The sequence below is a fragment of the Microtetraspora sp. AC03309 genome, assembly GCF_020826795.1.
Lineage (GTDB): Bacteria > Actinomycetota > Actinomycetes > Streptosporangiales > Streptosporangiaceae > Microtetraspora > Microtetraspora glauca.
Genome location: NZ_JADDIL010000110.1, coordinates 1 through 20,576, shown reverse-complemented (window position 1 = coordinate 20,576; position 20,576 = coordinate 1). Strand labels below are relative to the sequence as shown.

21 protein-coding genes and 1 pseudogene are annotated in these 20,576 nt (G+C 67.3%); 6 read left to right on the top strand and 16 right to left on the bottom strand.

Translation table 11 applies throughout. The annotated features are described in order from the left end of the window. Window positions 1–15 precede the first annotated feature (15 nt). From IMZ11_RS39005 to IMZ11_RS38975, 7 genes are all read right to left on the bottom strand, one after another. Window positions 16–366, bottom strand: a complete 351-nt coding sequence (locus tag IMZ11_RS39005) for a hypothetical protein (RefSeq protein ID WP_228647986.1) — start codon at window positions 364–366, stop codon at window positions 16–18. Window positions 367–456: 90 nt separating this feature from the next. Next, window positions 457–666 carry a hypothetical protein gene (locus tag IMZ11_RS39000; protein WP_228647984.1) on the bottom strand — a complete coding sequence of 70 codons (210 nt, stop codon included), beginning with the start codon at window positions 664–666 and terminating at the stop codon, window positions 457–459. A gap of 473 nt (window positions 667–1,139) precedes the next feature. Further along, a complete protein-coding gene (locus tag IMZ11_RS38995; protein WP_308066900.1) occupies window positions 1,140–2,798 on the bottom strand; it encodes a replication initiator in 1,659 nt (552 codons plus the stop codon). Beyond that, window positions 2,795–3,043 (bottom strand): hypothetical protein, encoded by a 249-nt coding sequence (locus IMZ11_RS38990; RefSeq protein WP_228647982.1) that lies wholly within the window; start codon window positions 3,041–3,043, stop codon window positions 2,795–2,797. Before IMZ11_RS38990 ends, IMZ11_RS38995 begins: the two co-directional genes overlap by 4 nt. Beyond that, entirely contained in the window at window positions 3,043–3,408 is a 366-nt protein-coding gene (locus IMZ11_RS38985; RefSeq protein ID WP_228647980.1) for a hypothetical protein, read from the bottom strand. Before IMZ11_RS38985 ends, IMZ11_RS38990 begins: the two co-directional genes overlap by 1 nt. Further along, a complete protein-coding gene (locus IMZ11_RS38980; protein ID WP_228647978.1) occupies window positions 3,405–4,829 on the bottom strand; it encodes an FtsK/SpoIIIE domain-containing protein in 1,425 nt (474 codons plus the stop codon). Before IMZ11_RS38980 ends, IMZ11_RS38985 begins: the two co-directional genes overlap by 4 nt. Before the next feature lie 166 nt (window positions 4,830–4,995). Further along, window positions 4,996–5,352, bottom strand: a complete 357-nt coding sequence (locus IMZ11_RS38975; RefSeq protein WP_308066899.1) for a plasmid replication, integration and excision activator — start codon at window positions 5,350–5,352, stop codon at window positions 4,996–4,998. 508 nt (window positions 5,353–5,860) lie between these two features. Here IMZ11_RS38975 and IMZ11_RS38970 point away from each other — a divergent pair. Together IMZ11_RS38970 and IMZ11_RS38965 are read left to right on the top strand one after the other, a co-directional pair. After that, the gene (locus tag IMZ11_RS38970; protein ID WP_228647975.1) at window positions 5,861–6,223 is read left to right on the top strand and encodes a hypothetical protein; all 363 of its coding nucleotides are present in this window, start codon (window positions 5,861–5,863) and stop codon (window positions 6,221–6,223) included. A gap of 433 nt (window positions 6,224–6,656) precedes the next feature. After that, on the top strand, window positions 6,657–7,955 hold the full coding sequence (locus IMZ11_RS38965) for a hypothetical protein (RefSeq protein ID WP_228647973.1): 1,299 nt from the start codon (window positions 6,657–6,659) through the stop codon (window positions 7,953–7,955). A gap of 209 nt (window positions 7,956–8,164) precedes the next feature. Here IMZ11_RS38965 and IMZ11_RS46850 read toward each other — a convergent pair whose 3' ends face one another. The 3 genes from IMZ11_RS46850 to IMZ11_RS38955 all read right to left on the bottom strand — a co-directional run bounded on the left by IMZ11_RS46850 (window position 8,165) and on the right by IMZ11_RS38955 (window position 11,343). Then, window positions 8,165–8,734, bottom strand: coding sequence for a bacteriocin fulvocin C-related protein (locus tag IMZ11_RS46850; protein WP_374463203.1), 570 nt, complete (start codon window positions 8,732–8,734; stop codon window positions 8,165–8,167). 1,134 nt (window positions 8,735–9,868) lie between these two features. After that, window positions 9,869–10,567, bottom strand: a complete 699-nt coding sequence (locus IMZ11_RS38960; RefSeq protein ID WP_228647971.1) for a hypothetical protein — start codon at window positions 10,565–10,567, stop codon at window positions 9,869–9,871. A 20-nt stretch (window positions 10,568–10,587) separates the two neighbouring features. Further along, window positions 10,588–11,343: an SAM-dependent methyltransferase gene (locus tag IMZ11_RS38955; protein ID WP_228647988.1), complete on the bottom strand. Its 756-nt coding sequence runs from the start codon at window positions 11,341–11,343 to the stop codon at window positions 10,588–10,590. Between the two features lie 377 nt (window positions 11,344–11,720). Here IMZ11_RS38955 and IMZ11_RS38950 point away from each other — a divergent pair, with 377 nt between their 5' ends. Continuing rightward, window positions 11,721–12,674: a helix-turn-helix domain-containing protein gene (locus IMZ11_RS38950; RefSeq protein WP_228647968.1), complete on the top strand. Its 954-nt coding sequence runs from the start codon at window positions 11,721–11,723 to the stop codon at window positions 12,672–12,674. A 291-nt stretch (window positions 12,675–12,965) separates the two neighbouring features. Here IMZ11_RS38950 and IMZ11_RS38945 read toward each other — a convergent pair whose 3' ends face one another. Further along, a complete protein-coding gene (locus IMZ11_RS38945) occupies window positions 12,966–13,112 on the bottom strand; it encodes an ATP-binding cassette domain-containing protein (protein WP_228647966.1) in 147 nt (48 codons plus the stop codon). Between the two features lie 156 nt (window positions 13,113–13,268). Continuing rightward, window positions 13,269–14,003 (bottom strand): alpha/beta fold hydrolase, encoded by a 735-nt coding sequence (locus tag IMZ11_RS38940; protein WP_228647964.1) that lies wholly within the window; start codon window positions 14,001–14,003, stop codon window positions 13,269–13,271. A gap of 42 nt (window positions 14,004–14,045) precedes the next feature. Here IMZ11_RS38940 and IMZ11_RS38935 point away from each other — a divergent pair, with 42 nt between their 5' ends. After that, entirely contained in the window at window positions 14,046–14,987 is a 942-nt protein-coding gene (locus IMZ11_RS38935; RefSeq protein ID WP_228647962.1) for a YafY family protein, read from the top strand. A gap of 63 nt (window positions 14,988–15,050) precedes the next feature. Here IMZ11_RS38935 and IMZ11_RS38930 read toward each other — a convergent pair whose 3' ends face one another. From IMZ11_RS38930 to IMZ11_RS38920, 3 genes are all read right to left on the bottom strand, one after another. Further along, window positions 15,051–16,160, bottom strand: a complete 1,110-nt coding sequence (locus tag IMZ11_RS38930; protein WP_228647960.1) for a glycosyltransferase family 4 protein — start codon at window positions 16,158–16,160, stop codon at window positions 15,051–15,053. Window positions 16,161–16,365: 205 nt separating this feature from the next. Further along, the gene (locus tag IMZ11_RS38925) at window positions 16,366–17,016 is read right to left on the bottom strand and encodes a methyltransferase (RefSeq protein ID WP_228647958.1); all 651 of its coding nucleotides are present in this window, start codon (window positions 17,014–17,016) and stop codon (window positions 16,366–16,368) included. 128 nt (window positions 17,017–17,144) lie between these two features. Continuing rightward, window positions 17,145–18,170 (bottom strand): Rv2578c family radical SAM protein, encoded by a 1,026-nt coding sequence (locus IMZ11_RS38920; RefSeq protein WP_228647956.1) that lies wholly within the window; start codon window positions 18,168–18,170, stop codon window positions 17,145–17,147. Between the two features lie 400 nt (window positions 18,171–18,570). Here IMZ11_RS38920 and IMZ11_RS38915 point away from each other — a divergent pair, with 400 nt between their 5' ends. After that, window positions 18,571–18,969, top strand: coding sequence for a hypothetical protein (locus IMZ11_RS38915; protein ID WP_228647954.1), 399 nt, complete (start codon window positions 18,571–18,573; stop codon window positions 18,967–18,969). A 441-nt stretch (window positions 18,970–19,410) separates the two neighbouring features. Continuing rightward, window positions 19,411–19,686, top strand: a complete 276-nt coding sequence (locus IMZ11_RS38910; RefSeq protein ID WP_228647952.1) for a DUF3040 domain-containing protein — start codon at window positions 19,411–19,413, stop codon at window positions 19,684–19,686. Between the two features lie 103 nt (window positions 19,687–19,789). Here IMZ11_RS38910 and IMZ11_RS38905 read toward each other — a convergent pair. Beyond that, window positions 19,790–20,576 (bottom strand): annotated as a pseudogene (locus tag IMZ11_RS38905) (serine/threonine protein kinase); the annotation flags it as partial.

Here is a 20,576-nt window from a genome sequence, read left to right as displayed (position 1 = left end):
CACGTAGACGGCTGATCACAGCGGCGCATGATCCGTCCAATGACGGATCAGCCTCCCCCTACGCCACATCCACCGCTTGACCCCGCCGCCCTCCGCCTCGCGGGCCACCCACACATCCCGCTGCACCGGGAACCCCACCGACTTCTCCGCCGCCAACTCACGCACCTCCCACCACGTCAGGACGACCTCTTGCCTGTTCGCCCGCCTCCCGCTCTCAGTGATCACGTAGCGGTGACGGCGAGCAACCGGCGCACCCGACGCCGTCCGCTCCACGTCCGCCCACTCGTCCGCCGACCCCACCTGCAGCCAGACCATCACCGGGACGGCTAACAGCACGACCAGCACCACAACCCAACCGAATTCCACCGCGTGACCCCTCCCGCACCGCCACCGATCCCCGACTGCTCTGCACACCGCCCGCCCCGCCGAGCGGCCCCATCCCAGCCCGACGCGCGATCACTCCGACGAGTGGCGGATCAGCATCCCGTTACGCCACATCCACCGCTTGACCCCGCCTCGCCCGTCCTTACGGGACACATACACGTCCTGACCCCGCCAGATCCCCCCGGACTTCTTCACAGCCAGCTCCCGCACCTCCTCCCACGACATGTGGACCGCCCGCGCGTCCTGCGAATCGCTACCGATCAGGTACTGGTGCTTCGTCACAGGCGGAGCGTCCCGCACTGGAAACTCCGGCTCCGGTCTCCGCCGCCCCATCCTCGGACGAGGCGGTGACCAGTGATCGGCCTCCACGTCGGCCCACCGCCGATCCCGCCGATCCTGCAGCCAGATCGACAGCGGGATGCCTACCCCGATACTCACGACCATCGCGAAGAACCCGAACCCCGCCATGTGAACCCCTCCCTAGCCAGCTCCGTACCGGTCCCGCCCTTGCTTCCCGCGCCGCCCGCTCCCTGCCTGGCGGTGATCACCTCACCATCTGATCCCCACGAACCACCCCACGCCAGCGATTCCCGACAAAAGGCACCCCGCGCGCCTTCCCCAGTGCTCTCGCTTTCCACCGCTCCGCCACCGGCCCCACCCGCTACGCGGCCCCTCCCGGGGTGCTTCGCATCGGCGCCGGCCGCTCCGCTCCCACTGCCGAAAAGACAGTCGGCCCCCGACCACGACCACGACCGTCAGCCCCCCTCAGGGGGTGACTCATCGCCCGCTCTGGCCTGTAGCTCCCGCAGATACCGCCGCCGCGCCTGATGTTCGGCGACCTGCCGCAACGTCCGCTCCGCCCGAGACCCCACACCCGGATCACCGTCCGGGACCTGTGACCAGACGAACCGGCCCGGCTCGCCCGCCATCTCCTCATCGGCGATCCCGAGCATCTCCAGCACCCACGCCCGCCGATCCCGCCTGTGCTCACCCAGGGTCTTGTTCGACCACTTACGCGACACCAGCACCCGACGCCCCGAGTAGCCGAGATGTTCGGCCCTGTGCGCCTTCCTGCGGCACCGGCCCGGCACCATGCCCGACATCGCGTCTTTCGGCTGCACCCCATACCGCAGCCAGTTCGGGCACTCAGCCGAACACGGCTCCCACCGCAGCGCCTCCACAAGCCGGGACGCGTGCACCCGCCGCGCCACATCGTCCGGCGCGATCTGGCCGCCGAGACTCTTGGTCAGATACTTCGCCAGGTACCGGATGCACTGGTCAGCATCCTTGGACCCGGCAAGGACGCCTTTGACGTCCACCTGGGCGCCGAAGCGCAGCACGTGAAGCGGCTCCGCGTCTTCGGCTTCGTCCAGTTCGTCAAGGGCGTCCGCCCACGTCGGCAGCACCTCACCCGAGGCGGGATCGACGTAATCCCCGTCCTGACCGTCCGCATACGCCGACCCGTCCGGCCGCTCCGGACGCGCCACCCACACCGGCAGACGGTCACCCTCGAACCTCACCTGATCGGCCGCAGGCCACCACACCTGGTGATACGTCGCCGCCACCACCGCCCGCACCTCCGCACGCGGCAACGTCCCCCGCACCGCCATATGCAGATGAGGCGCGAGCCGCTTTTGCGGCTCCACCGTCGCGAAGTACTGGACATCGAACCCCGCCACCCGGCGAAGGTTCTGCACGAACCGATCCACCAGCTTGGAGAAATGCAGCGCGTCCCGAGCGGCCCGCCGGTAGTCATAGCTGGCCGGATCGACCGGCACACCGTCCCGCACCCGCCCGTAGGACGGCAGCGTGAGCGTGACGAACATCGACGGCCGGAACGTCTTCCCATCCGGCGTCGTGAAGGTCCGCCCCAGCGTCGTGTCCGCCATCACCCGCCGGGGAAGGTCCGGAGCGTCCTGCCGCCGCCGCGTCGAACGCGCCCGCCGCTCACCCTCCCGCGACCCGTCCAGGACGTTGCCCCGCAGACCCGATCCGGTGATCTCCGCGTCAAGGTCGGCGATCGTGGCATCCCAGAACGCGGTATCCCCGCCCTCCGCCACGCCTTCGCGTTCGGCCCGCTCCCGCTGCTCTTGCGCGTAGGCCCGCCACTCGATCAGCCACTTTTGATGCTCCGATGCCTCATCCGGTTCGGCGACCGGTTCGGCCTCCAGGTGCCAGCCCTCCCGGCACTGCACCATCCGAAGCTGACGGTTCCGCTTCGCACACGGCCCGCACGTGCTCTCCAACGTCGCGCCGCACGGTATCTCCACCACCCGACTCGTGCCGGTCTCCGTGTCCAGAACCCGCATCGCGATCGACCGGGTACACACCCCGTTCTGCTCCGCCAGCAGCACGGCCACATCCCGCGCCAAAGGCAACCGCGCCCGCTCCGCCCGCGACAGTGGTTCCGTCACACGTTCCCCTTCCGCCGCCCGACCAGAACCCCGCCGTACGCGCGCCGCTTGTTGCCCGCCCCGCCGTCCCCGCCGTCCCCGCGATCACGAGAACCGTGCGACCCGTGTGGGCTGTACTCCGAATCCAGGAGCAGCGCCGACTGTCCGCACTCCCGGCACTCCACGACCCCACGCACGTGATCCGCCCACAGATGATCACGCGCGCCGCAGACCGCGCAGGCCAGCCCCGACAGATGCTCAGGCATCACCACCCCGCACCACCCGCCCCCCAGTCCAGCGCCACCGAGGTACCGCAGGTACGGCACTCGATCACCGCTTCATCGGTCCACAGGTCCCACGCCCCGCAGTACGCGCACCGCAGCGCCAGGTGTTCGCCCTTGTGCTCATCCATCACCAGTCGCCCGGCTCCCCAGATCTCGCCGTCCCTGTCGCCGCTCTCGTACTCGGCCGGGCCGGAGTCCCCGTCGCGGTCGTCGCCCCCACCGCCCAGGACCGTCCGGCCCCCGCACGCGTGACAGTCGATGACCCCCGTCATCACGTCCTGCCACAGCTCCCCTTCGGCCTCGCAGCCCGCGCAGGCCAGCCCCTCCAGGGCCTTCACGACGATCACAGCGCCCCCATCGCGTACACGACCATGTCTTTGATGTCCGCGTCCGACACGTACGCGGCCCGGACCCGAACCGGCTCCGGCGCGTTCTCCAGCCGCACGAACGCCACCCCCGCCCCCACCGAAGGGTCATCTGGATCACGGACGATCTGATCAGCCAGCGCGCCCCGATCCCGCGCCCCGTCCCCGAGCACCATGTCCACCTGATCCGGTTCATCCAGCCGCAGCGCCACCCGATCCGGGAACAGGTTCCGGATGTTCATGACCTCCTTGCGCGGGTCCTGCAACGCCGCCATCACCCCGACCCCGACCGCCCGCCCCTGCGTTGTCAGCGTCGCCAGCGCCGCCCCGATGCGCTGCTTGAGATTCCTGTCTGGCTGGTAGGCGGTCAGGAACGCCACCTCATCCACGAGCACCAGCAGGAACGGGTCATGCACGGTCGGGACGTGATCACGCCGAACCCCCGCGTACCGGTCCGCGCGTTCGTGCATCACCGACACGGCCCCCTCAAGCAGCGCCGCGCAGTCCTCCGGCGTCGCCGCGTACTCATCGAACAGCTCCCCGCCAAAGGACAGCTCCATCCGTTTCGGATCAAGCGCCCACAGCTCCACCAGGCCCGCCCGCTGCGCAGGCAGCAGCCCGCGAATCGCCGACCACAGGAACGAGCCCTTACCCGCCCCCGTCGCCCCCGCGATCAGGACATGCGTCCCATGCACCTTCAGCCGATACGGCGACCCGTCCTCCCGCACGCCGATCTCCACCGGCCCCACCGACGCCAACATCGGCATCGCACGCGCCCGCACCACACGCGCGAGGGGGTCACGACGCGGCAGCGTCAGCACCACCCAGCCCGGACGCGGAACCGACACCCCGCACGAGGCCGCCCCGAACCCATGCGCGAGGTTCGCCAGCCGATCGGCCCACTCCTGATCCGTCTGCCCCTTCAACATGCGCACCGTGACCCGGTCCGCCCACCGGTCACACACCACCCGCCGCAGGTCAGGCAGATACACCCGCCCGCCGATCTGACGGCCCAGCCCCGCGACCGTGACGACCGAGCGCCACTTGCGCCGATACACCCACATCCACCGCCACCAGGCGAGCAGGCGCGCCCCGACCACCCGCACGAACGAGGCGGGCCACCACCCCGCCCACACCGAACCGGCCAGGCCCACCACCCCAGCGGCTACCAGCACCGCCCGGCCACCCCAGGCCCACCACAGCCCGGACACCGACCCCACCAGGCCGCAGGCCACCGGATGACGTACCACCGTCTTGACCAGACCGGCCAGCAGCCGCCACAGCCAGACGACCAGGACCACGATCGCGGGAGTCTTGACCACGGTCGGTGCGAAGACGATCGCGGTGTCGGGAGTCGTCGAAACGACGTTCTGAACTTCCGTACCGGGCAATTTCCGAAGCACGGAGAAAAGTCACCCTCTCTGATGACCGAGGAATGAGGCGAGAAAGGCGCAGCCGCCGGGAACCGCTGAAACTACCAACGGTCCCCGGCCGCGCACTAGCATGAAATCGGGAAATCCCGATATCCAGAATTGACGCGCACCCGCGCGAACGGCCTACCCGGCCGATTTATCCGGCGTCCCCCGCCGCACCCCTGCCGTGCCGAGCGGCCTTAGCCCCAGGCGCGGACACCGCGCGCATCCCACGCGCCTTGAAACTGTAGGCGAGCCGGTTTTGAGGGTTCACGTACGGCGTCACCGCCAGCCCCTCGAACTCCACCGGAACGAACGGCAGCCCGGCCATCTCCGGAGGAGCCGCCGGAACCACCGGCTCAACCGGGCCGACGATCTTGACGTTCAGCGACTTCGCAGCCGCCTTCAGCGACGGGTCCCCATCCATGACGGGCACCGCCCACATCAGTTCACCCGTCACCTTGTCCCGCGCAGGCACAGGACGATCTTTCGTGCTCGCCTCGAAGTCGAGCACCTGTGAGACTTCCCCCACGACGTAACAGCCGTGCGGGAACGCGACCTCGTGACTTACAGGGATACCACCCTGTATCGCCAACTGCGACCCCTCCTGTCGGTCTGATCGACTGATACCCGGCCAACGGATAAGCGCCCCATAAAGTTCCGTCTGACACACGTTCAACAAAGATTGTCCGAAACACTTGTAAATGCCGTCCGGAAAGCATGTCAGAGTAATTGCCGAATTAATCTCATAGGAATCAAGGCGGCCCGCTACGCGGGCCGCGCCGCCCGGCCGCGTTGCGGCCAGCGGGACCGGGCATGCGGCCTGGGGGCCGGTCCCGGTCCGCGCCGCCGCGACCAGACGGCAACGCACAGCCGCCCAGCCTCAAGATCACCAAACCGGCAGCCGCGGGCACATCAAGCCGCGGGAAGTTTCAAGATCATACCCGCCGTCCCGTTGCGGCGCTTGTCGTCATCTTGCGCCCGCCGGGCACCCGCACACCTTGGCACGCGTTGACTGAATTGTGGATCTCGGAACTGTCTTCGCGGCATTCCCCATCGGCTGGTACCCGAAAGAGTTCTTCTACGCCGTCTTTGCAGCCTGGGTCCTGTACATCCTCTATCTGTTCGTCCGAGGGTTCACCGACAGCCCGCGAGACCGTGACCCCCACATCGGCTACACGCTCGGATTCCGCCGCATCGACGACAGCACATGGACGAAGAAGAAGCCCGAAGACAGCGACCAGCAGACCCTCTATGACTGGGCCATCGTGACATCACGCCGCGAAGGCGTAGCAGAAGCATGGGTCACCTTCCACACGCCCGAGGACGGCACCACCCGCCGCTACTGGATCAACGGCAAAGAAGACCGCACCGAGCAGGAATGAACCCCGGCGCGGCTTCCGCATGCTCTCGCTTCCTGCCGCTCCGCCACCGGCCCCAACCGCTACGCGGCCCCTCCGGGGTGCTTCGCATTGGCGCCGGCCGCTCCGCTCCCGCCCTATCACCGCAGCACGGGTCTAGCCGATGGGAGGTGCAGAGCACGCGGACAGTGCCCGCCCCGTGCTGCCTCGATCACATGATCCTGCAGGTCGGAGGCAAAGCTGACGTTCTAACCCTGCCGTAGCAGGTCCAACAGAAAGTTCCGTTTCACCCCATATGCAGCAAAATCAGCGCTAACATAACCGAACCCAAGCTGTGACCTGGTCTCCCCTTTTTGGGCAAGACACGGAAAGGGATAGTAAAGAAGATGTAAGTACGTAGTAATAGATTTCAGAGAGGAACTACTCGCACAACGAATAGATGCCTACGCTGTGGGACATGTCCACAAGAAGCACCCCAGGTCTTCCACCAGGAAAATCTAAGTCCTTCAATCGCCTGATTATGGGTGCCACCGCCCTCGGCGCCTTCTTCCTGTCCGCAGCCGTGACTTTGCTGTCTTTGCAGGTCAATAGGCCGCAAGCATCCCTCGAAAGTTTTATGGGGGAGAGCCGTCCCGTCATGGCTCTAGCCTTAGCAATGCTGGCCGTCCCCGCCTCAGCGTTCGTCTATCATCTGATTCGTCTAGCTGCCGCGATCAAAGCCCGGAGGGTAGCTACATCCCGGCCCACCGGCGCCCCCCTGAGCCAGGTCAGCTCGATAAACGTCTACGAATGCGGGAAATATGTTCTTCTCGGCATCGTCTCGGGCGGAGCGCTCCAGCTAGCTACAGGCTTCCTTACGCTGCCTTCGGCGCGTGTCTCGGCGCCCAGGACCTCGCTCATCACGTTGGCCACCGTTGCGGCCCTAGCCGTGGGAGGTCTCCTGGCAAGCCTCATAGCAAGTCGGCGCGGAGCTTCCTACCTACTCGGCACCGCGAGAGAGCGTCGCCACCGAGAGCCTACGCCGCTCGACCTTCTTCTCATCGTGCTAGGCGCGGGAATGATCGTGGCCGGGTTCAGTATGAAAGGCCACTTCCCCGGCGCACCGTACGGTACCGGCCTGTCCATCTCGATCGGCGCACTGATTCTCGTACGCGGTCTCGTCTTGGCCGCAAGTTGGCTCATTTGCGTGATCGCACGGCACTACGCGCACCGAGCCACCACACCTCAACTACGCCTAGCCGCTAGGAATGTCGAGGCAAACCCCCGGGGACGAACCACAGGCATGCCCATGATGGGCTTCGCTGTGTTCATGGGCGCAGCCGTTGCCGCCCAACAGGCTGCAGTAGTTTTCCGGGCGAACCTCACACCTTCTCGGTCGCTCACATACCTACTCGTGGATATCGCAGTTCTCCTAGCGCTGCTCATCGGGTCAGGCGTCCTTATCGTTAATCAAACGGAAGCGCTCGTGAGCCAGCGGTATTCATTCACAACCTCAGACGCCAGCGATTCCCCTGACACGGCCCTGGGGGGCCTGCTCATCCGACAGTCGCTGATCATCGCATTGCCCGCGTGCGCAGTAGCTGTACTCGCGGCGCTGGGAGTAATGATCCCGGTTGCGGCAGATTTCTACGTCCAACCTCTGAGTGCCGGACTCCTCATTCTGGTACGGACAGTGATACTTACCTCTCTCGGAGCACTTGCCGTGGTAGTGGCAAGCCAAGCACTCAAACCCCTTGTTCGTGACGCTCTTAGTTGAGCGAGCCGAGCAGCCAAACTGGCGTTACCTCCCGGATGCGGCCACCGGCTGTGATCATTAGTTCATTGGGACTGAAGATCGCGGTGGCCGCTTCCGGCTAAGAGCGTGGGCGGGCATGAAGGATCAAGGGCAAGCGTCGCCAGGTACGGCGGGCGAAGTACTGGAACTCTGGATCACGTGGCCGTGCTCTACCCTGCCCGATTGTTGCGCTAGTGGCACGTGCCATCGCAGTTGTAGACCCACGCACTTCCGCATCCGCTATCAGCACAAGTGCAGTTACCGGTTGAGCAGGACCCGGTCCTGCAGCCCCAGCAGCCGCGACAGGTGCTGAACACGCAAAAGTCGCTCTCGACGCTGCATCCGCAGCCAGCCAAAAGCGAGAGACTCGGGTCCTCAGTGGGACCCAGAGTGGCGATAAGCCGCGCTGCCTCCTGTGCGCCGAATGCTGCGATAGCTGCCGCCTTAAGAGCGTCAAGGTCAGCTTCTATTTGCGTGGTCCGCTGAGGGAGGACGACTGCAGCTCCATGGACCTGCACCGCTTGATCGATGACTCGATGCTGTTCGCGTGTGAGATCTGGATGAGTTTCCCGGAAGACCTGGAAGTGGTCTAGCCAGAGCTGGCGTCGTACCTCGCCAGGCAGCTCCACGTATATCGCCCGGCGGTGTGCCAGGTCGTGGGCAGCGAATTCCGGATAGGTCTGCGGGAGGGCGGCCCTATTTGCCTTGACCCACTCCTGTGCAGGACTAAGCCGTCCGGTCTCCGCGTGGGCGGCGCTCATCCGTGGGCCGATTATGGCCGCTACTACCCCGAGCCCAGCGAGTCGCAGGAACTTGCCTCGCCCGACAGCAGCGGCATCTGACGAATCAGGTTGAGGCTTGGACGATTTCCGCATCTCGCCGAGGTCGCTGAGGAGGCGGAGCGTGGCTCGGACTCCTATCAACCGCTCCATCCGCAACACCATGGGGATTCCTACCCACGCTTTAATGCGGTGCGGCCCTACGTGAATGAGCGTAGGCGCCCACGGCGGATTGTCGCCGAGCGATTGCGAGCGCCAGGATTTGACGTCTGAATCGAGCAGCGACAAGGTCTCCAGCCGCGAGCCAGCCGACTGCTGGACCTTTTCAGCGATCGCCCCACACCGGCAACATCCTGCATCGAATGCGAGGATCCACCTGTCCGATAACTCGGACTCCATCTCCTTCACCTTTCGTTCTTTTGTTGGCTCCTGTGCAGTGACCCTCTGGATCAACTGACATCAGGAAGTAATGAGAGAGTAAACGAGAAGTAAAGCGCCTGCAAGACGGGGCAAGCCCCCAGGGGTGAATACTTTCCGTGATGTCATGATTACTTCGCGTTGAATTGATTGATTGCATCACTGGCACGGAGACGACTGGCTTCCTGCGTATCGAAAATGTGAGAATGTCTGCACGATTGGGGCGTCCCTTTCAGCGTAGGAGCTACTCGCACATGGACATGTTGGTGCGTCTCCACCGCTCCGCCACCGGCCCCAACCGCTACGCGGCCCCTCCGGGATGCTTCGCATCGGCGCCGGCCGCTCCGCTCACCCGGCACGCGAAGACCCCCGCCCCCTCAGTGGCGCTTGAGGGGACGGGGGCCTGATAGCCGCCATCCGTACGGGGGAAGCCGGACGGCGGCACGGACGCGCGACCACACCCCCAGTTGGGTGAGGAGGGGCACAGCAGCGCGAGGAATGAAGGGCGCGACGGAGCAGAATGGACCCCGGCTCTCACCTCCCAGAGAACGGGATCACCACCGCCGCGCCCGGTCTAGCGGCTCACTAGTCGGCGGCGGTTCCTCACGCCGTCCGGTCAGCGGCCGTTCGGTGGATGACGCGACGGTACGGGCCGGTTCGCTGGGTCATCCCGTACCGCCGCGCCGGTCTATGGCCCGCCTACAGGACCGCAGGCCGGTAGGTGGCATGCAGCGGGAACGGTGAGCGCGCCAGCTCCGGCGCCAGCAGCTCATGCGCCCGCATCACCAGGTGCGGGTATTTCTCCGCCGTCTCAGGCTGGAGCGGTTCCAGCCCGTCAAGCTGGCGGCGCACGTCGGAGACGATCCGGCACGCCGCACACAACGGCTCCGCGAACACCCGCCGCCGGTGCGCGTCCGTGGCTCTGACGGCCGGATCGGGCTCACAGTTCCAGCAGCCGACCTCAGCCAGCGGCGCGGCGGAGAAGCTCCGACCGTCCGACCGCGACCCGTCTACCTCGTACCTGTCCGCCTCGTATCCGGAAGCGTCCGCCCCGCCGACAGCCACCACCGCAGTCACCGCCCCGACGATCTCAGCGACCATCCGCCCATGCGGATCCTCCGCCCGCACCACCGCGTACCGCGACGCCACCCGCCGCGCCGCCAGCGCCGGATCATCGACCGGACTGTGAGTGAACCGGCGGCGCGTCGTCGAGTTCGGCGCATACGCGCCGCCCCACCACATGTAGGAGAACTTCCCGTCCGTCCAGACCATCAGGTCCGTCCAGACCGACACCATCGCGACGCCGTTGCCCGGATGGGCATCGGATGTGATCTCGTAGCGCTCCAGCTCGGTTTTCAGCCGCTCAGCGGCCCCCGCCGCTGGAGACCAGCGCGTCACCCGCGCCACCCGCGCCGGGCTCACCGCTTGATGCCGATCGCGCCGAAGAACGGGACGTCCGGCTCAGCGGGACTGACCTCGTCACCCGGCTGCCACTGCCGGACGTTCACCAGCCCCGGATAGACCAGGTCCAGCCCATCGAAGAACCGGCCGATCTCCTCCACCGGCCGCGCCACGACCGGAGCACTGGCCCGCGCGTAGGAGGCGGCGACCGCGTCCTCGTACTCCGGTAGACGCTCCACATGCGACAGCACCAGGCACGAGCCCGACGGCACCGCCGCCATCAAAGCGGCGACCAGACGGTAAGGGTCGTCCTCATCGCGGATGAAGTGCATGAGCGAGACCAGCAGCACAGCCACCGGCCGCGACAGGTCCAGCAGCCCGCGAACCTCGGGATGATCCACGATGTGAGCCGGGTTGCGGACGTCCCCCTGAATGACCCCCGTCCGCGCGTTGGTGGCCAGCAGCGCCCGCGCATGGACCAGCACCATCGAATCGTTGTCCACGTACATCACACGCGACGCCGGGTTGACCCGCTCCGCGACCTGATGGACGTTGTCCCGCGTCGGCAGCCCCGCCCCGATGTCGAGGAACTGCGAGATGCCCGCCTCACCGGCCAGGAACCGCACCGCCCGCCCCAGGAACGCCCGATTCGCCTGCGCGGTCTCCCGCACCAGCGGAACCGCCGCGATCATCTGTTCCGCGCGCTCGCGGTCAACCGCGTAGTTGTCTTTGCCGCCCAGGTAGAAGTCATACATCCGGGCGACGTTCGGCACGGTCGGGTTGACCGCCGGAAGAGGATCAGTGCTCGGACGTACAGGGACGAGAGAAGAGACCTTCCCCAGCGTCCCCGCCCGTGCTCTGCTGCCCGGACTCGCCCCGGCTCTGCCCGTGCCTCTATCGTTTCCCATGGGTCGCGCACCTCCAGATGTGCGATCAAGGGACCCGTACGGCGCGCTCACAACGCCTGCGGGTCCCGCCATTTCCGCCGTGCGGCGTAGTCGGATCGAGCACCCAAACCCCTTGCTTCTCCACGGTCCGAGCAAGGCGTTCGTTCTATGTTGAGATTGCCGCCGAGCGTCAAAGGTGGACAATGAACAAGTACGGAAGCGCGATTGCCGTTAAGCGTCAATACGGATGCCGTGGAGCGGAAATGAGAGAGAAGATCACCGGTGCCCGACGTCGAGAGATCGACCGAGCAGCTAAGGCGATCCTGCTGGAATCGCTTCGTCGTGGGCTCGCCACGGAAGAGACTGTTGATCGGATCAGGCAAGCCCTCCCCGAGGTCTTGCCACTCGAAGCTTGGCGCTTCGCACACGGGTGGACTCGATCCGAGGTCAGCGCCCGCCTCGACATGCTCTATACGTCTGACGGACTGGCTCCACCGGGAATCGACCAGGCAACCCTGTGCAGGTGGGAACACGGCGAGCGACGCCCCAGTGACGAACGTATCGAGTACCTGTGCCGCCTGTACCGTACGCGACCGGACCGATTGGGTTTCGGGGTTGACCACAGTCCCGCTGACGTTGATCACCTGCAACGTACAGGGATCATCGACGCGTTCCCCTACACATGCAGCGAGTCCGAAGCGGACCTTATACAACGACTCGAAGCAGCCCGCGAACGGATCAACATGTTCGGTCTGACCAGGAACTTCTATGGGCGCGACGAGGTGCTATCGGTGTTCGAGAAGAAGGCCGAGACGACACCAGTTCAGATCTTTGTCATGGATCCCTACTGTGAGTCCCGCAGGGACCGATACCGAGTCGAACCGGCCGAGGCGGCGATGGAAGACCCCGACCGATACGTCCGCGAGGTCCTCCGACCGCTGTACGAGGTCGCTCTCACCCGCCCGAACTTGAAGATCTTCCTCTACAACTTCCCATGTTCGTATGCAATCGAAGAAGTAGACGACGCATGCCGAGTCATGCTCTACGGACACGGCAAGAGAGGGACGCAAGGGCCGATTATCACATTCAGCGGCAACACGTCGGCACACACCCACTTCACGGACCAGATCCGTTGGCTGGAGCGTCTCTCAAGAACAGAGACTCCGCCGGAACCCTGGGCAAGCAAGGGTATCTCTGTGCGACCGCTCGTCTTGTAGTTGCCGCCAGATGCGCGCGGCACTCAAAGACGTGCCGAGGAAGGAACAACCCGGCCGAGGGAAGGAGGGGTTGCCGAATTGTTTCGGAGCCGCCCGCACGGGGACCCCTCCAAGATCACACAAAGGGGGCAGGAGGGGAAGATCACGGACGGGGGCGCAGCCCCTCCCATTAGCCGATCAGCGTAATGCCCCCTTTGCGTGATCTTGCCCCGCACGTGCAGCACCACCGCAACGATTCGGAAACCCCTACGTAGCGCCGTGCCAGGGCTTATAAACAAGGGCACAAATGTGTCACAATCCCGTATTCGTCTTGCCCGCGCCGTTGGGGCCGAGGAGGGCCACGGTCCGGCCCTGGGGGATGGTGAGCGTCAGCCCGTCCACGGCCCGGGTCGCGCCGAACGTCTTGGTGACGTTCGCCAGGGATACTGCGTTTTCCATGGTCAGAACGCTACGGAGGCGCGGCTTTCGCCCATAGATAAAAGCATCCCGGGTTCCGTGGGACAAATGTCCTGCCGTGCTGTGCTGTGCATGCTGTGCTGTGCATGCTGTGCTGTGCGCGGCGCCCGCGCGGGCGCCGCGCGGCGGGCCCGCCGATCAGGTCCCGGGCGTGATCTCGGCGAGCAGCGCCGCCGTGTCGGCGGGGCGGGAGAGCATCGGCCAGTGGCCGGTGGGCAGCTCGCGCAGCTCCCACTCCGGTCCCGCCAACGGCGCGAAGAGGGGGTGCCCCTGGGCGATCAGGCCCCTGACCTGGTCGAGCGGGAATGAGCAGCTGATCAGGGTCTTGGGCAGCGCGTCGAACGCGCCGGTGAGGCGGAGCGGCCCGCTGATCGTGCCCAGCGGATGGTCGGTCGCGCGCGAGGCCATCAGTTCGCGCTCCGCCGGTCCGAGGCCGTCGAGGCTGGATCCGGACGCCTCCATGTCGTCCCACGACAGGAAGGGATAGCGCCATTCGTCCTTGAGGCGGGCCTCGACGAACTCGCGCCCCATCGCGTCGATCGGGGCGACGCCGTCCGGCACCGGTCCGCCCTCCAGATAGACCACCCGGCCGATCCGGTCCGCGACCCGGTCGGCCGCGCCGGTCACCGCCGCGCTGCCGCCGCTGTGCCCGACGAGCACGACGTCGCGCAGATCCTCGTACGCGATCAGGTTGGCGATGTCGTCGATGTGGGAGTCGAGCGTGAGCTCCGGCGAGGCCAGATGGGATCGGTCGGCCAGGCCGGTGAGCGTCACGGGACAGGCGGTGTGGCCGCTCGCGCGCAGTGCGGTCGCGACGCCCTGCCACGCCCACGCGCCGAGCCAGAGACCGGGAACCAGTACGTATGTCGTCATGGGTCGACAGTAGAACCGAATCAGGTCAGAATCGGTCCTGATATGTCGACGAACCGTGTTCTGGCGTTCCTCGAACTGCTGCAGGCGCGTCCGGGGATCACCGGGCCCGAGCTCGCGGCCCGGCTGGAGGTGGACGAGCGCACCGTGCGCCGCTATGCCGTACGGCTCGGTGACCTGGGCGTACCGGTCGAGGCGGAGCGGGGGCGCTACGGCGGCTACCGGCTGCGGCCCGGGTACAAGCTGCCGCCGCTGATGTTCGCCGACGACGAGGCGGCCGCCGTCGTGCTCGGCCTGCTCGCGGGCCGCCGTACCGGCCTGTCGGTGGGGGAGGCGGCCACCGAGAGTGCGTTAGCCAAGATCCAGAGGGTACTGCCCGAGGCGCTGCGCGAGCGCGTACGCGCGGTCGAGGAGACGGTGGACGTGACGTCACGGGCGGCGGACGCCCCGCGCCCCGCCGCGGCCACGCTGCTCACGCTCGCCGACGCGGCCAGGCGCCGCCGCCGGGTGCGGCTCTCCTACCGCTCGTACCAGGGGAGCGAGAGCGAGCGGACGCTCGACCCCTACGGGCTGGTCTTCCATTCCGGCCGGTGGTACGTCACCGGGCACGACCACCGCAGCGGGGAGGTGCGGACCTTCCGCGTGGACCGGGTGTCCGGCGCGGAGGTCACCGACGACGACTTCGCCGCGCCCGGCGGGTTCGATCCCGTCGCGCACGTGCTGGAGTCCCTCGCGGGCGTGCCGTACAGGTACGAGGTGGAGGTCGTGCTGGCGACGAGTCTCGAGGAGGCGCGGCGCCGCATCCCGCCGACGGTCGCGGCGCTCACCGAGGTCGACGGGGGAGTGCGCATGACGGGCCGCGCCGAGCGGCTGGACGGCATGGCCCAGCTGCTCGCGGGCCTCGGTTGGCGCTTCACCGTGATCAGGCCGGAGGAGTTGCGGGACGAGGTGCGCGCCCTCGCGCGGCGACTGCTCGACGGGACCTGACCCCGCCGGACCTGAGGGAGGACACGTCCGGAGGTGGCGGCGGGTGGCAGTGGTGGAGGCGCGTCAGGACTGTCCGCCCGGGTCCCGGGTCAGGCCGTGGAGGAGTTCCTCCCAGCGTGCTCCCACGACGTCGATGTCGTAACCCGCGGCCTTGTCCGCGGCGTTGGCGCCGAGCTTTCCGCGTCGCTCCTCGTCCTCGATGAGCAGGCAGATCGCGTCGGCCATCGCGTGGATCTTCTCCGGCTTGACCAGCAGTCCGTCGTGATCGTGGGTGATCAGCTCGGCGGGGCCGGTCGGGCAGTCGTAGCTCACGACGGGCAGGCCCTTGCTCATCGCTTCCAGGATGACCATGGGCATGCCCTCACGGCGCGAGCTGAGCACGTACATCGAGGCCTGGGCGAGTTCGCTGCCGACGTCGTCGACCGACCCCATGAGCAGCACCTTTCCGGTCAGCTCCCGCTTGTCGATCGCCGCCTGCAGCTTCTCGCGGCGGGGGCCGTCGCCGAAGATGCGCAGCGTCCAGTCGGGATGCCGGGCCGCCACATGCGCCCACGCCCGGATCAGCAGGTCGTAGCCCTTTCCGTAGGTGAGACGGCCGACGGCGACGACGGTCTTCGCGGTCAGAGGGGAGAGGCCGCCCTTCAACCTGGTCACCGCGTTGGGCATCTGCGCGAGCAGGCGCGGCCGGGTCTTGAGTGCCCGCTCGTACGCCTGGAGGTCGGACCGCGTCAGGGTGACCACGGCGTCGAGCCTGCCGTAGCGGCGGCTGATCTGCTTGCGCAGCTCAGGGCCGTGACCGCCCAGGTTGCCGTGCTCCTGAGCGATCGTGATGATCTCCGGAGGCGCGACCAGGGACATGATCAGGTTCAGGCCGGGTCTGGTTCCGATGAGGACGCCGCGCCGCCGCCCGCGGATGTACCGGATGAGCTTGAGATCGGTACGCAGCGTGAACCAGTGGTGGGCCGCCTCCTCCTTCGGGATCAACCTGCTGGGGAAGCGGGACAGCAGCCCCTTCCTGCGGGGAAGGCGGTCGTCCAGGTAGCGGATGCGGACGCCTGGCGGGACCGGGAAGAACGGCTCCTCACGCTCCCGGACCACGCTCACGATTTCGACGTCGTGTTCCCGGGCGAGATATCCGGCGAGGTTGAACACCGTCCGGATCGTTCCGCCCATCCCGTTCGCGTGCAACAGGAGAATGCGTACCTCGTGTACGTTTCGTGGCTCGGCGTGCCGTGCGCGGCTACTATCACGCGCCTCTCGTATTTTGACCGCCGAACGCCGCAGAATCCCCGTAAACGACAAAATGCTTCCCCGTCCGATTTCGGTTTTTATCCCTATTTCCTAGGACGAAGCGGCATGCCTGAAAGGTTGATGTGAACTACATCACAATATGGTCACGGAGGCTCCACACCGTCGTGCGCTTGTACGGAACGTCCTCCAACACTGCGGGAACCAGGTGGACGCTCGCCGGCGTGAACCGGTCGCGCGGCAGGTAGGAGCAGGCGCGCTCGGGATCGCCCGCCAGGACGGTCCGCCCCGCCGCCGCGTCCGCTGATCGTGTACGGAGAAGGAACGGCATGACGCGCCCGGTGAGCGCCGCGTCGTAGAAGGCGTCGCCCACCAGCACGACGTCCTCCCCGGGTGTCGTGGAGAGGATGTCGCCCGGGCGGACCGTGACGGCGGTGCCGTTGGCCCGGGCGTTGAGTGCGATGGCGGCCACGGCGTGCGGATCGATGTCATTGGCGATCACGTGGGCGGCGCCCGCCATGGCGGCGGCGATGGCGACCAGGCCGGATCCCGAGGCCAGATCGAGCACGGTCCGGCCTCTGACCAGCTCGGGGCGGTCGAGCACGTGCCGGGCCAGCGCCTGCCCACCCGCCCACGCGTAGGCCCAGTACGGCAACCCGCCGGTCCGTTCCCAGAGCCCGAACACCTCGTCCTGTGCCTCCGCAGGCGCCAGGTGCAGCCGGATCTCCGGGACGTACGGCACGGCCGTGAGCCGCGTGTGCGCCCGCACCAGATCGTCCATGCCCGCGCCTCCCTGTGCCGCACTCTAGACCGGCCGCTCTTCAGATCAGTCGGCGAACCAGTACTCCGGCGACGGTTGAGATCATGGATGAGATCCACGCTGATGGTGGCATGCGGCGGGCGGTGACCTCACATGAGGGTGAGCTGCTCCGGGGCGGCGGGTCGCGGGCGTTCCCGGACGGCGCGCACCGCGCGGCTCGCCGACCGTCCGACGCCATGGCGCCGGGCCAGCTCGCCCACCTCGCGGCCGATCCGCTCCTGGTACGCCTTCGGAGCGTAGGCGCCCCTGCCGTACAGCTCCAGGTAGCGGGGGACGAGGCGCGGGTGCTCGCGGGACAGCCAGGCGAGGAACCACTCGCGGGCGCCGGGCCGCAGGTGCAGCACGATCGGCGCGATGTGCGTGGCGCCCGCTTCCGCGATCTCCCGCACGGTCGCGTCCAGCGCCTGCGGGGAGTCGGTGAGGTAGGGGAGGATCGGAGCCATCAGCACGCCACAGCGGACGCCGCGCTGGTTGAGCGTGGCGCAGACGTCCAGCCGCTTGCGCGGGGCGGGCGTCCCCGGCTCCACCGCGCGCCAGACGTCCTTGTCGATGAAGCCGACCGACACGGCGGTGCTCACGTCGGTGACCTCGGCGGCCTCGGCCAGCAGGTCGAGGTCGCGCAGGATCAGCGAACCCTTGGTGAGGATCGAGAAGGGGTTCGCGGCATCCCTGAGCGCCGCGATGATGCCGGGCATCAGCTCATATCGCCCCTCGGCCCGCTGGTAGCAGTCGACGTTCGTCCCCATCGCGATCGCCGCGCCCCGCCATTTCGGGGCGGCCAGCTCCTTGCGGACGAGATCGGGCGCGTTGACCTTCACCACGATCTTCGAGTCGAAATCCCGCCCGGAATCCAGATCGAGATATTCGTGCGAGCGCCGCGCGAAGCAGTAGACGCAGGCGTGGCTGCACCCCCGATAGGGGTTGACCGTCCACTCGAACGGAACGTGGCTCGCCCCTGGCACCCGGTTGATGATCGACCGGGCGTGGATCTCGTAGAACGTGATGCCCCTGAACTCGGGGGTGTCGAACGTCCTGGTCACCGCGCCGCGGGCGAACAACGGGGTGACCGGATCGCCCTGGCCCGAGTCGTCCAGCCGCAGATTGTCCCAGCGCATAGGTTAATTAGAACAAGAATTCGAGACGGTCCGCAACTCGGCTCCGCAGGGTCGTGGGACGACGAGCCGTCGGGGCATGGCGGGCTGGTGGCGCGAACGCGGGCGTCGGGCACCCGGAGTTCCGCGAAGTGTCGGTCCACGGAGAAGTCGATCCGAACAAACGGTAATCCGCCCCGACCGGGCCCTTTGCCGCTTACGGGTGACCACCGGCGGTGGGCGTCCCTACCGTTGGGGTAGGTCGACACGCCGTTTCGGCGTCATCCCGGGAGACCGATTCGACGCTCCGTCCGTCCGCACCTCAGCTCGCGGCCCCGCCGCGTCGCTCCGCGGACCCGACACCACGAGATCCGGTCCCGCCACCGAGCAGGCGCGGGGAACCGTCACGCACGGAGTGATTCCCATGCTCAGATACGCACTGGCCACCGGCGCGCTGCTGGCCTCCGCCCTCGTCACTCCCGCTCTCCTCTCCGCCCCGTCGGCGAACGCCGCCGTCGCGACTCGGGCCGCATGCCCCACCTCGACCGCCACGGATGGAGACTGCTGGTGGCGGAAGGGCTGCATGTACTGCACGGAGAACGGACAGGCGGTCCGGATCACCTGCAGCGAGGGGAGGCGCGAGCGTGAGCGCGGTCTCGTCGAAACGAAGCGCGAGCGCGCTCGCCATCGTGCACGGCTCGAACGCGAGCACTACCTGCACGGCGGTGAAATCGGAGAGCGGCGGGAGCGGGAGCGGGCGCGGGCACGCCGTCGCGCCGAGCGCGAACGCGAGCGCTGGGAGCAGCGGCACCGTCGTCACTAGCGCGGGCGTTGGGAGCGCGGTCGGATGGGGCGCGGCCACCAGTCGCGCGACGGCCAGTGAGTCTCAGGACGATCCGTCGCTCAGGCTGGAGCCGGGCCCCTCGACCCGAATGCGCCTCTTGTGTTCCAAGGTCTCGCGGACCCGGGATCGAGATCGGCACAGCGCGGCGGAGCTGCGAAGGGGGCCTTCTCCGCGCCTGTGCGCAAGAGGTGTGTGGGGAACATGAGTGCACCAACAGGACTTCACACAACCAACGGTGACCATAGAGAGGCAACGGAACACTTCGGTTCTGACCTCGGCGACCTTATACAGCCAACGACAACGTTCGGCTGCGAGCGGCCCGCTAAACAGATCTTAAATACCCGCCCAGGAAACGGCTAACGATCTTCATCGTTGGGCAGAACGTCGGCACACACCTTGCGTTCCGGGGAGGTGCGCCATATGGCCTGGTCGCAGGACGAAGAGCGGATGCTGGCGTTGATCGAACAGCACCTCACCGATGAGGACCCGCGGCTCGCCGCCCGTCTCGAATCGTTCAATGAGCGTGTCGAGCGTCGTCGGCGGGGAAGACGACGCGATGATCGCGAGCGGCGGCGGAGCATGCCGCAGCGCTCCACGGTCATCATCATCGTCAGTTGGTTGCTGATCGCCACCTTGATCACAACGTTGCTGATCATGGCACTGCACAATGACGCCGCCGCCGCGTTCCCCGCTTGAGCCGCCTCAGGCCCCCTGACGTCCCGAAGCCCCCGTAAGCCCCCAGCCCGCCGGGAAGGCGGAAGAGGCGGGGGAGGCGCGGGGGAGGAAGGCCGGCGGAGGCTCAGCGTGACGTTCCCGGCGCACCCCGCATGGTGAAGTTGTCGAAGCCCATCTTGAGTGTCGCCGCGCTCTTCTCGCCGACCCGCCCGATGATGCCGACCTGCCCGCCCGGCAACGCCCTGCCGTCCACCACGGACCCGGCCTCGGAGCCGTTGACCCACATGGTCAGCTCCACGCCCTCCTCCGTCGCCTTGCACCGGGCCTGCACGCTGGTCGGCTCGCCCTGCTCGGACGGATCGGTCTGGACCGGAGAGGTCAGGTCGCCGCCCGCATCGTCCACGACCTTCCGGATCCTGGCCCGCCCGGCGGTGTCGAGGAGGAACTCATAGCGCGTGACCTTGCTTCCCTCGGGCTTCTGCCGGCAGAACAGGCCGTACTCTCCGGCACCCTTCACCTCCCTGACGGTGGCGTCCACGCCCAGCAGGTAGTCGTCCGGAACGGTCGGCGTCGGTGTCGCGTCCGGTGTGGGGCTCTGCGGCTCCGTGGTGAACGGGATCGGGGCGTCCTCCCACAGATCGTTCTTGTCGTCGCCGTAGGCGTCCATGGCGTAGAAGCCGCCGGGCGCGTAGCCCTGCCGGTGGTACTCCTCACCGGTGTAGTCGTTGCCCCAGTCGGTGCCGCTGCGGTTGAAGTCGTCCTGGTACAGCAGCGCGAGATCGGTGGGTGGGCCTCCGGGCGACAGCGCCGCGTAGAGTCCGATCCCGCCCGCGACGACGAGCGCGGCGGCGGCCGCACCGATCACCAGCCGGGCACGGCGCACGACGGAGGTGGGGGAAGCGGGGGAGGAG